Annotated in this window: 7 protein-coding genes and 3 rRNA genes (1 of these 10 cut by a window edge); 3 read left to right on the forward strand and 7 right to left on the reverse strand. The window is 65.3% G+C overall.

The features are described from left to right. Window positions 1-13: 13 nt before the first annotated feature. Together pnuC and V3B64_RS13960 are read right to left on the reverse strand one after the other, a co-directional pair. Window positions 14-586 (reverse strand): nicotinamide riboside transporter PnuC, encoded by a 573-nt coding sequence (gene pnuC / locus V3B64_RS13955; RefSeq protein WP_032968313.1) that lies wholly within the window; start codon window positions 584-586, stop codon window positions 14-16. A gap of 142 nt (window positions 587-728) precedes the next feature. Beyond that, a complete protein-coding gene (locus tag V3B64_RS13960) occupies window positions 729-2,078 on the reverse strand; it encodes an outer membrane protein transport protein (RefSeq protein WP_032129717.1) in 1,350 nt (449 codons plus the stop codon). Window positions 2,079-2,304: 226 nt separating this feature from the next. Here V3B64_RS13960 and V3B64_RS13965 point away from each other — a divergent pair, with 226 nt between their 5' ends. Next, a complete protein-coding gene (locus tag V3B64_RS13965) occupies window positions 2,305-2,997 on the forward strand; it encodes a rhomboid family intramembrane serine protease (protein WP_019662230.1) in 693 nt (230 codons plus the stop codon). A gap of 83 nt (window positions 2,998-3,080) precedes the next feature. Here the strand turns inward: V3B64_RS13965 and V3B64_RS13970 are convergent, their stop codons facing one another. Continuing rightward, on the reverse strand, window positions 3,081-4,529 hold the full coding sequence (locus tag V3B64_RS13970) for a S41 family peptidase (RefSeq protein WP_329914299.1): 1,449 nt from the start codon (window positions 4,527-4,529) through the stop codon (window positions 3,081-3,083). Window positions 4,530-4,637: 108 nt separating this feature from the next. Beyond that, complete coding sequence (locus V3B64_RS13975; RefSeq protein ID WP_329914300.1) at window positions 4,638-5,936, reverse strand: peptidoglycan DD-metalloendopeptidase family protein; 1,299 nt, start codon at window positions 5,934-5,936, stop codon at window positions 4,638-4,640. A 95-nt stretch (window positions 5,937-6,031) separates the two neighbouring features. Here V3B64_RS13975 and V3B64_RS13980 point away from each other — a divergent pair, with 95 nt between their 5' ends. Both V3B64_RS13980 and V3B64_RS13985 read left to right on the forward strand, forming a co-directional pair. After that, a complete protein-coding gene (locus tag V3B64_RS13980; RefSeq protein WP_032129713.1) occupies window positions 6,032-6,694 on the forward strand; it encodes a hypothetical protein in 663 nt (220 codons plus the stop codon). Window positions 6,695-6,780: 86 nt separating this feature from the next. Then, window positions 6,781-8,496 carry a M28 family metallopeptidase gene (locus V3B64_RS13985; protein ID WP_329914301.1) on the forward strand — a complete coding sequence of 572 codons (1,716 nt, stop codon included), beginning with the start codon at window positions 6,781-6,783 and terminating at the stop codon, window positions 8,494-8,496. 382 nt (window positions 8,497-8,878) lie between these two features. Here the strand turns inward: V3B64_RS13985 and rrf (V3B64_RS13990) are convergent. The 3 genes from rrf (V3B64_RS13990) to V3B64_RS14000 all read right to left on the reverse strand — a co-directional run. Beyond that, a 5S ribosomal RNA gene (gene rrf / locus V3B64_RS13990) occupies window positions 8,879-8,993 on the reverse strand. Between the two features lie 134 nt (window positions 8,994-9,127). Then, window positions 9,128-9,242: ribosomal RNA gene (rrf, locus tag V3B64_RS13995) — 5S ribosomal RNA — on the reverse strand. A 127-nt stretch (window positions 9,243-9,369) separates the two neighbouring features. Further along, window positions 9,370-10,478, reverse strand: a 23S ribosomal RNA gene (locus V3B64_RS14000); it runs 1,771 nt beyond the window's last position.

A 10,478-nucleotide genomic window follows, 5' to 3' on the forward strand; every position in this document is an offset into this window, starting at 1 on the left:
CATGGGCTCGGCTCTACCCCCGCATCAGGTGCCGCCAGTGGCGCAACGCCACCAGCGCGTTGATCCAGAAGCCCACGTACAGGATCGAGGTCAGGTGCAGGCCACGGCTGTAGTACAGCGGCACTGCCACGGTGTTCACCAACAGCCACACCCACCACGATTCCAGCTTGCGCCGCATCATCAGGATCTGCGCGATCACGCTCAGCACCAGTACCGCCGAATCGATGTAGGGCGCGTAGGCGTTGGTCAGGCGGGTCAGCATCCAGCCGTAGCCGAACGTGGCCACCACCGCCAGCGGCGCCAGCCAGGCCCATGCACGCGGTCGCAATGAGGTGATCGGCAGCGGCGCACCGTGATCGCCACGCAGCCACTGCCACCAGCCCAGCACGCTGATGGCAATGAAGAAGAACTGCAGCACCATGTCCGCGTACAGATGCGAGCGCTCGAACACCGCGGCAAACAGCGCACAGCCGACGATGCCCAGCCACCAGGTGTGCACGTTGTTGCGGCCGGCCAGCAGGATCGAGCCGGCGACGGCGATGTTGGCAGCCAGCTCCAGCTGGAAGTTCGGATCGGACAGGTTCATGGCGCTATTGTCGTGGATCCACGCCGTGGATGGCTGCGCTCTTCAGTAGATCCACGCCACGCGTGGATGGCCCGTGGCCACAGAAAAAGAAAGCCCCGCTTACGCGGGGCCTTCCGTGTGCTGCGTCAGGCCGAGGCCCGAATCAGAACTTGTACTGGAACGAAGCCGCCAGCACGTCGCCACGGACCTTGTACTTGCCCGACAGCGAGTTGCCCTGGTTGGCAGTGGTGGCACGCACGTTCACGTTCGGATCGCTGGTGAACAGGTGGGTGTAGCCAAAGTTGTACTCGGTGTTTGCCGACGGGGTCCAGCCCACGCCCAGCGACAGCCACTTGCGGCTGGTATCCGGCACGCGCACGTCGCGGTGGGCATCGGTGGTCGGGGTCTGGTCCAGCGCAACACCACCGCGCAGGGTGACGGTGTCGCTCAGCTTGTAGTCGGCGCCCAGCGACACGAAGGTGGTGTCGCGGTAGCCGAACTCCAGGACCGAGTCCGCCTGCGGCGACGCGTAGTCGACGGTGACGCTGTCAAAGGCGGTCGACCAGGCGGTACGGGTCACGTCGCCCATCACGGTCCAGCGGTCGTTGACCTTGTGGGTCACGCTCAGGGTGGCCGAGGCCGGCATGGTCACCGTGGCCTTGCCGCTGGTGTCCATGAACCAACCGCGGGTACGCGGCGAGTTGGTCAGCAGCGAACGTGCGCGGTCGGCGCCGCTGAAGGTCGCATCACCACCGGTGATCTTGTGCTCGACCTTCGAACGGTAGCTCAGGCCGATGTGGGTGTTCTCGTCGATCGAGAACAGGCCACCGACGGTCCAGCCCACGGCATTGTTGTCACCCTCGATCTTCAGGGTGCCATCCGCGCTGCCCGGGGCGAAGCCCGGAGCGCCGGCGCCGGCCAGGATGCTGCCGTAGTCGACGGCGTTGCTCAGCTCGATGGTCAGGTGCTCGACGAACACCGACGCGCCGAACGACACGTACGGGTTGACGTCATACGACGCGGCGAAGCCAAGGTCGATGGCCTTCAGATCGGTCTTCAGGCCGCTGTAACGACCCACCCAACCGTTGTCGTATTCGGTCTTGAAGCCGAACGGTGCGGTCAGCGACACACCGAAGTGGGCCTTCTCGCCGATCGGCATGTGGAAGTACGCAGCCGGGACCGGAGCGATCATGCCGGCGTCGCCGCCGTCACCACCGGTCTGCGGGCGGCCTGCCGCATTGCGGCCCTGGCCCTTGAACTCGGCCTTGAAGCTGATGGCGCTCAGGTCGCCCTGGACCATGGTGCCTTCCAGCTGGCGCATGCCGGCCGGGTTGACGGCGATGATGGAGGCGTCGCCTTCGGCGCTGCCGGAACCGGCGAACGCGCGGCCGAGGCCCTTGGCGCTGTTTTCCTTCAGCTGGAAGGCGGCAGCGTTGGCATCGGCGGCGGCCAGCGCACCGGCAACGCCGACGGCCAGCAGGGTCAGTCGGGCAATGGTGGAAGCGGTTTGCATCGTAGTTCTCTCTCCGGTAAGCGGTGATGGTGCTCTGAGTGCGCCTGCGCCCGGCAGGCCTTGGGGCCCTTCGGAGCGCGCCGGATTCCCCTCCCGACATACGACGCCGTATGCGAGTATTACCCAGAGCTGTTAATGAAACAATAACAGCGCAGGCGCTTTTTTCGTCCCAGAAGCTGAACAGGACAATCCCCGCCGTAAGCGCCCGCACGCTAGGCTATTGCCCATGTTCGTCTCCCTCCCGTCGCGCAAGAAGGCGGCCCTGCGCTGGGCCACGCCCGTGCTGTTTGCGGCACTGTGGCTGGCGTTCCTGTGGTCGATCTCGCGTCCGGACGACGCCCGGGGCAGCCTCTGGCTGGACTGGGGCGCCCTGTCCACCGGCCTGACCCACCCGCTGGACTGGTGGGCGACCCTGCAGGACGGCAGCGTGCTGCGGCTGTTCACGGCCCTGTTCCTGCACGCGGACTGGTCACACCTGCTGGGCAACCTGGTATTCCTGCTGATCTTCGGCCTGCCTGCTGAGCGGGTGCTGGGCCCGTGGCGGCTGCTGCTGCTGTTCCTGGTCGGAGGCGCGGTGTCCAACCTGGTGGCGATCTACACCATGGGCAGCCCGGACCAGATCATCATCGGTGCCAGCGGCGCGGTGTCCGCACTGATCGGCGCCTATCTGGCCCTGTTCCCGGGCGCCCGGCTGGGCGTGGTCATTCCGCTCGGCCTGTTCCTGGAGTTCGTGCGCGCCCCGGCCTACCTGCTGATCGGCGTCTGGGCCGCCCTGCAGGTGGTGTTCGCCCATATCGGCCCAAGCTTCGGCATGGTCGCCTGGTGGGCGCACATCGGCGGCTTCGTGTTCGGCGTGGTGTACGGGGTCTACGTGCGGGCGGCCATCGCCCGCCGCCTGCGCAAGCGCCACGGCTTCTGACCCCTGGTAGTGCCGGCCGCTGGCCGGCTCCACGCGCACCCGCTCGTTCTTGGATCAGTCGAGCACGGCTCGACTCTACAGAATCAGGGCTTGGCCGGGACGGGTGCGGGCTTCGCTTCCGGCTTCGCTTCTGGCTTCGCTTCTACCTTCGCCTCCGGCTTCGCCGCAGCGGCCTTCGCAGCCTTGGCCGCATCCGCTTTTGCCGCTTCGGCCTTCAAGCGTGCAGCCACCGAACCCGGGGTCTTCAGCTCGGCCAGCGCGTCGTTGATCGGGCCATCGCCCGGCAGTACCGCACCTGCGTGATAGCCCTCGGTGCCCTCGTCGTCACCGCGCAGATGACCCGGCAGGGTCGCTTCGCTGTAATCGCTCAGGCTGGCCGGCAGTGCATCCTCGGCCGGCGTAGCGGCCGGCTTCAGTTCGACCTCCGGCACGATGCCCGTGGCCTGGATCGACTTGCCGCTGGGCGTGTAATAGCGCGCGGTGGTCAGCTTCACCGAGTCACCGTTGTCCAGCGGCAGCACGGTCTGCACCGAGCCCTTGCCGAAGGTGCGGCTGCCAACCACGCGGGCGCGCTTGTTGTCGCGCAGTGCGCCGGCCAGCACTTCCGAGGCACTGGCCGAACCGGCGTCGACCAGCACCACCACCGGTGCGCCCTTCAACAGATCGCCCGGCGTTGCATCGAAACGTGCATCGCTGATGCTGATGCGGCCGCGGGTACTGACGATGTTGCCCTTGTCGAGCAGGTCGTCGGCCACCTGCACGGCAGCAGTCAGCAAGCCACCCGGGTTGCTGCGCAGATCCAGCACCAGGCCCTTGAGCTGGCCACCGGACTGCTTCTGCAGCTGCTGCACGTGCTTCTGGAAGTCCGAACCGGTGTCGGCCTGGAAGGTGCTCAGGCGGATGTAGCCATAGCCCGGTTCCAGCAGGCGGCTGCGCACGCTGGTCACGCGGATGGTCTGGCGGGTGAGGCTGACATCGAACGGCTTGGGCTTGCCTTCGCGCACGATGGTCAGCACCACCTTGCTGCCGGCCGGGCCGCGCAGCGGTTCGCTGGCATCGATCGCGCTGATCGGCTTGCCGTCGATGGCGATGATCAGGTCACCGGCGAGGATGCCGGCCTTGGCCGCCGGCGTGTCGTCGATCGGCGAGATCACCTTCATGCTGGCGTTGTCTGGCTGCTGCTGCAGCTCCACGCCGATGCCTTCGTAGGCGCCGCTGGCCTGTTCGTCGAAGGCCTGCGCGTCTTCCTTGTTGAAGTAGGTGCTGTGCGGGTCGAGGTCGAGCAGCAGGCCACGCACCGCTGCCTGCATCAGCTTCTTGTCATCGACCGGATCGACGTAGGCGGCCCGCACTGCGTTGTAGACGGCCACGAAGCGGCGGATGTCCTCCAGCGGCACCTTCGAGGTCACCGCCTCCTCGCTGCTCGCTGCCTGCCCGCCGGTTTCCTGGCTCGGGGCGGGCGCGGTCTGCTGCGCCCAGGACAGCGCTGGCAACAGGGCCAGCAAGAGGGTGGCGGTACGGGCTGCGCGCATGGATCACTCCTGTCGACGGTGGCATGGTGCCCAAGGCACATGCACCGATTATGCGCGAAGCACAGCTAAATTCCCGTTGAATCCGGCCCGCACGTGGCGAGCCGGGATTCAGCGCCGCTGCAGCCAGCTGTCCGGATTCACCGGTTGCCCGCCACGACGCAGCTCGAAGTACAGCGCGGTGACCCCTTGGCCCCCCGAGTTGCCGACCTTGGCCACCGCATCGCCACGGCTGACCCGTGCACCGGCGTCCTTGAGCAGGGTGTCGTTGTGGGCGTACAGGCTCATGTAGCCATTGCCGTGGTCGACGATCAGGATCATGCCGTAGCCGGTCATCCAGTCGGAGAACACCACGGTACCGTCGGCCACAGCGGTGACGGTGCTGCCGGCCGGTGCGCCGATCAGCACGCCGCTGCTGGTACGCCCGTCAGGCAGCTTGCCGCCGTAGCGGGCCAGCAGGTTGCCGGACAACGGCCAACCCAGGCCCCCCACCTTCGGCGCCGGTGCGGAAGCCACCGCCGGCGGAACCTTGGTGGGCGGTGGCGGCCGTCCCTGTGCCGCTGCCTGGCGTGCGGCACGTTCGGCGGACGCCTTCTCCGCAGCCGCACGGCGCGCAGCCGCGCGACGCTCGGCCTCGGCACGGGCGGCGGCCGCACGCAGATTGGCCAGCAGTGTTTCCAGCGCCTTGGCGTCCTGGCCCAGCGCCTGTTCCTTCTCGCGCTGGTCCTTGAAGCGCTCGTCCAGCGAGGCCACGGTCTTTGCACGATCGCGGCGGTCGGCTTCCAGCGCCGCTGCCTGCTGCTTCTGGTCCTGCTGCGCCCCCTGCAGCTTCTGCTTGCGCTCGGCAATCTGCGCCTGCAGCGCTTCCAGTTCCTTCAGGTCGGCGGTCAGCGTGGTGATGCGCTGGGCCCGCTCACGCTGCAGGTAGCGGTGGTAGGCCAGGGCGCGATTGGCATCGGCCACCGTGTCCTGCGACAGCAGCAGCTTCAATGGTGCGTGGTTGCCCAGCTGGTAGGCCGCACGCAGCAGGCCGGCCAGCTCGCGATGCTGCTGGGCGAGGTTGACCTGCAGCGTGCTGCGGCGTTGTTCGGCCTCGGCCAGGGCGTGGCCCTGCTCGCGCAGCGCGGTTTCCGTCTGCGCAAGCGCGCGGCCGGTGCGGGCCACCTTCTCGTCGGCCTCACGCAGCTGCTGCGAGGCCTGGCCACGCTGGCCCTCGATCTGCCGGCGCTCCTGCGCCACGCCCTTCAGTTCACTGCGCAGTTTCTGCAGCTTGCGCTCGGTCTCGCGCGTGGTCTGCGCGGCCCCCGGCAGCGGCAGGGCCAGTGCCAAGGCCAGCCCCAACAGCAGGCAGCGCCCGCCGCGAGCAGCGGCGATGTGATGTCGGCGTGATGGGAAGGCGTTGTCGCGCAAGGGCTTTCCAGTGACTTCAGGCAGTTGCAGGGGGTACCGGGGAATGGTGACATCTCCGCACGCGGCCTGCCAGCCGCACATCCATCGAGGTCCCCATGAAAGCTCTCTCCATTCCGCTGCTGTTGGGCGTACTGCTGGTCACCGGGCCAGTGGCAGCGCAGGAAAACATCAGCAAGGTCAACGGCAGCATCAGCGCCGAACCCGGCCAGCGCTACGGCAAGCTGGACACCGTCAACGGCGGCATCCGTGTCGGCGAAGGTGTCGAGACCGGCAGCATCGACACCGTCAACGGCGGGGTCAAGGTCGCCGATCGCGCGCGCACCGGCAAGATCGAAACGGTCAACGGCGGCGTACGCCTGGGCCGCGAAGTGATCGCACACGGCAGCGTCAGCACCGTCAACGGCAGCATCTTCAGCGATCGCGGCAGCCAGATCGAAGGCGGCGTTGAAACCGTGAACGGTGGCATCGGGCTGGTCGAAAGCCGCGTCGGCAACGACGTGGAAACCGTCAACGGTGACATCACCGTGGGCATCGGTTCGCAGGTCAAGGGCGGTGTGCACGTGCGCAAGCCGAACTTCAGCGTCTCGCTGACCGCCAGCCGCAAGCCACGCGTGATCATCGGTCCGAATGCCGTGGTCGACGGCCCGTTGCAGTTCGAACGCGAGGTGGTGCTGTACGTGCACCGCACGGCCCGCATCGGCCCGGTCACCGGCGCCGAGCCGATCCCGTTCGACACCGAAACCGCTCCGGCGGACTGAGCACACCGCGCCCATCGGTTCGGTGATACTCGCTGTTACCGGTCGTACACGTGGTGCGGCCGCCCTTTGTTTTCCAGGAATCGACGATGCCCCGCAAACTCCTCCTGTGCCTGGCCGCTGCGGCCGCGCTCAGTGCCTGCAAAGGCGAAGACACTCCGGCGCCCGCGCCGGTCACCGACACCGCCACTGCCAAGCCGGCGGCCCATGCGTTCTCGCCGGAGATCAACGCCGGCGACTTCGCCGAGATGGTCAAGACGCTGGCTTCGGATGAATTCGAAGGCCGCGCCCCGGGCAGCAAGGGCGAGGAACTGACGGTCAACTACATCCGCGACCAGATGCAGCGCATCGGCCTGCAGCCCGGCAACGGCGACAGCTGGTTCCAGGATGTGCCGATGACCGAGACCACGGCCGACGAATCGACCGTGCTGAAGATCACCCAGGGCGGCAAGACCACCGAGCTGAAGTTCGGCACCGACATGGTGGTGGGTACCCGTACCGGCCAGGCCGAGGTGAAGGTCGATGCCAGCGACCTGGTGTTCGTCGGCTACGGCGTCGACGCGCCGGAGCAGAAGTGGAACGACTACGCCGGCCAGGACTGGAAGGGCAAAACGGTCGTCATGTTCGTCAACGACCCGGGTTTCCATGTCGATGACGCGAAGCTGTTCGACGGCAAGCGCATGACCTACTACGGCCGCTGGACCTACAAGTTCGAGGAGGCTGCGCGAAAGGGCGCCGCTGCCGCGCTGATCGTGCACGACACCGCCGGCGCTTCCTACGGCTGGGATGTGGTGAAGAACTCCTGGGCAGGCCCGCAGTACGACCTGCCGGCCAAGGATGACCCGGAAGCCCGCATTCCGGTGCAGGGCTGGCTGAGTGCCGACGCTGCCAAGGCGCTGTTCGCCGGTGCCGGCCTGGACCTGGCGCAGGCCTACAAGGACGCCAGCAAGCGCGGCTTCAAGCCGGTGCCGCTGAAGGCCACCGCTGCAGTCGATCTGAAGAGCCAGATCGCGCAGAAGCAGTCGCGCAACGTGGTGGGCGTGCTGCCGGGCAGCAAGCGCGCTGACGAGGCCGTGCTGTACATGGCGCACTGGGATCACCTGGGCAAGCACGAGGGCGAGACCGGCGACAACATCTACAACGGCGCGGTCGACAACGCGACCGGCGTGGCCGGCATTCTCGAAGTGGCCGAAGCAATGGCCCATCAGGAGCCGAAGCCGGAACGTTCGGTGGTGTTCCTGGCGGTGACCCTGGAAGAATCCGGCCTGCTGGGTTCGAAGTACTACGTTGCCCATCCGACCTTCCCGCTGGACAAGATCGCCGGCGTGATCAACATCGACGCGATGTCGGTGGCCGGCCGTGCCAAGGACGTGACCGTCACCGGCTTCGGCAGCTCGGAGCTGGAAGACATCCTCAAGCCGCTGGCCGCGGCCCAGGACCGTACCCTGCACGGCGAGACCTCGGTGCAGAGCGGCTTCTACTTCCGTTCCGACCACTTCAACTTCGCCAAGGCCGGCGTGCCGGCCCTGTACGCCGATGGCGGCGAAGACCTGCGCGAGGGTGGCGTGGACGCGGGCCGCAAGGCTGCAGCCGACTACGGCGCCAACCGCTACCACGGCCCGAAGGACGAGTTCGATGCGGCCACCTGGAAGCTGGACGGCACCGTGGAAGACCTGCAACTGATGTACGGCGTCGGCAAGGAACTGGCCGGTGGCGATCGTTGGCCGAACTGGTACGAAGGCAACCCGTTCAAGGCAGCCCGCGACGCGATGATGAAGGACAAGGCCCCGGCTGCGGCGAAGTAGCGTCGAGCTTGCTCGACTGAGTACTGAAGCAAGCCAAGGCGGCGCCCGCAAGGGCGCCGCTTTTTTGTGTGTGATCGCGCCCTGCAGTTGTAGATGCCAACCTTGGTTGGCGCCGTGGTTCCATGCAGAGAGCATCCACGCATGGCGTGGATCTACTTGTAGTGCCTGCCGCTGGCCGGCAAACGATCGCTGTGTGGGCCTGCTGTTGGTAGCCGCCAACCTTGGTTGGCGCCGTGGTTCCTCGCAGAGGGCCTCCACGCATGGCGTGGATCTATGGGGCGATGTAACGCCGTCGGGTTGCCGGCCAGCGGCCGGCACTACCCGCATTTCGCGCGCATAAAGAAAAACCCCGCTGCGTGAGCAGCGGGGTTTTGGGTGTAAACCCTGGCGATGACCTACTCTCGCATGGCTTGAGCCACACTACCATCGGCGCAGCTGCGTTTCACTTCCGAGTTCGGGATGGGATCGGGTGGTTCCACAGCGCTAATTTCACCAGGGAGACGGTTGCAGCAGCGCTTGCAGCGCCAGCTTCGCGATCTTGCCCTTGGGGCGGAAGGCACCCGGGAAATGCAGTGCCTTCACTTAATAAGAAAAACCCCGCTGCGTAAGCAGCGGGGTTTTTGGGTGTAAACCCTGGCGATGACCTACTCTCGCATGGCTTGAGCCACACTACCATCGGCGCAGCTGCGTTTCACTTCCGAGTTCGGGATGGGATCGGGTGGTTCCACAGCGCTAATTTCACCAGGGAGGCGGTTGGAGCGTCGCCATCCAATACAGCCGGATAAGGCGCCTGCCTCTCGTAGTTCTTGTGACGTAGCGTGCACTTGGATGCTCTTACGACGTTGTCGTAAAGCCAAGGCAACTTGAGGTTATATGGTCAAGCCTCTCGGATCATTAGTATCAGTTAGCTCAATACATTGCTGTACTTACACACCTGACCTATCAACCACGTAGTCTACATGGTTCCTTCAGGGGGCTTGTGCCCCGGGAGATCTCATCTTGAGGCGCGCTTCCCGCTTAGATGCTTTCAGCGGTTATCGCTTCCGAACATAGCTACCCGGCAATGCCACTGGCGTGACAACCGGAACACCAGAGGTTCGTCCACTCCGGTCCTCTCGTACTAGGAGCAGCCCCTCTCAAATCTCCAACGCCCATGGCAGATAGGGACCGAACTGTCTCACGACGTTCTGAACCCAGCTCGCGTACCACTTTAAATGGCGAACAGCCATACCCTTGGGACCGACTACAGCCCCAGGATGTGATGAGCCGACATCGAGGTGCCAAACACCGCCGTCGATATGAACTCTTGGGCGGTATCAGCCTGTTATCCCCGGAGTACCTTTTATCCGTTGAGCGATGGCCCTTCCATACAGAACCACCGGATCACTAAGTCCTAGTTTCCTACCTGCTTGATCCGTCGATCTTGCAGTCAAGCACGCTTATGCCTTTGCACACAGTGCGCGATGTCCGACCGCGCTGAGCGTACCTTCGAGCTCCTCCGTTACTCTTTAGGAGGAGACCGCCCCAGTCAAACTACCCACCATACACGGTCCCCGACCCAGATAATGGGCCCAGGTTAGAACGTCAAGCACGACAGGGTGGTATTTCAAGGATGGCTCCACTGCAGCTAGCGCCACAGTTTCATAGCCTCCCACCTATCCTACACAGACGAACTCAACGTTCAGTGTAAAGCTATAGTAAAGGTTCACGGGGTCTTTCCGTCTTGCCACGGGAACGCTGCATCTTCACAGCGATTTCAATTTCACTGAGTCTCGGGTGGAGACAGCGCCGCTGTCGTTACGCCATTCGTGCAGGTCGGAACTTACCCGACAAGGAATTTCGCTACCTTAGGACCGTTATAGTTACGGCCGCCGTTTACTGGGGCTTCGATCAAGAGCTTCGCCTTGCGGCTGACCCCATCAATTAACCTTCCAGCACCGGGCAGGCGTCACACCCTATACGTCCACTTTCGTGTTTGCAGA

Source organism: Stenotrophomonas sp. SMYL86, from assembly GCF_036320025.1.
In the GTDB taxonomy this organism is placed as follows: Bacteria; Pseudomonadota; Gammaproteobacteria; order Xanthomonadales; family Xanthomonadaceae; genus Stenotrophomonas; species Stenotrophomonas maltophilia_A.

Excerpts from the sequence above, each read along its gene's own strand:
- pnuC (WP_032968313.1), bottom strand. The coding sequence starts at position 586 with ATGAACCTGTCCGATCCGAACTTCCAGCTGGAGCTGGCTGCCAACATC.
- V3B64_RS13960 (WP_032129717.1), bottom strand. The coding sequence starts at position 2,078 with ATGCAAACCGCTTCCACCATTGCCCGACTGACCCTGCTGGCCGTCGGC.
- V3B64_RS13965 (WP_019662230.1), top strand. The coding sequence starts at position 2,305 with ATGTTCGTCTCCCTCCCGTCGCGCAAGAAGGCGGCCCTGCGCTGGGCC.
- V3B64_RS13970 (WP_329914299.1), bottom strand. The coding sequence starts at position 4,529 with ATGCGCGCAGCCCGTACCGCCACCCTCTTGCTGGCCCTGTTGCCAGCG.
- V3B64_RS13980 (WP_032129713.1), top strand. The coding sequence starts at position 6,032 with ATGAAAGCTCTCTCCATTCCGCTGCTGTTGGGCGTACTGCTGGTCACC.
- V3B64_RS13985 (WP_329914301.1), top strand. The coding sequence starts at position 6,781 with ATGCCCCGCAAACTCCTCCTGTGCCTGGCCGCTGCGGCCGCGCTCAGT.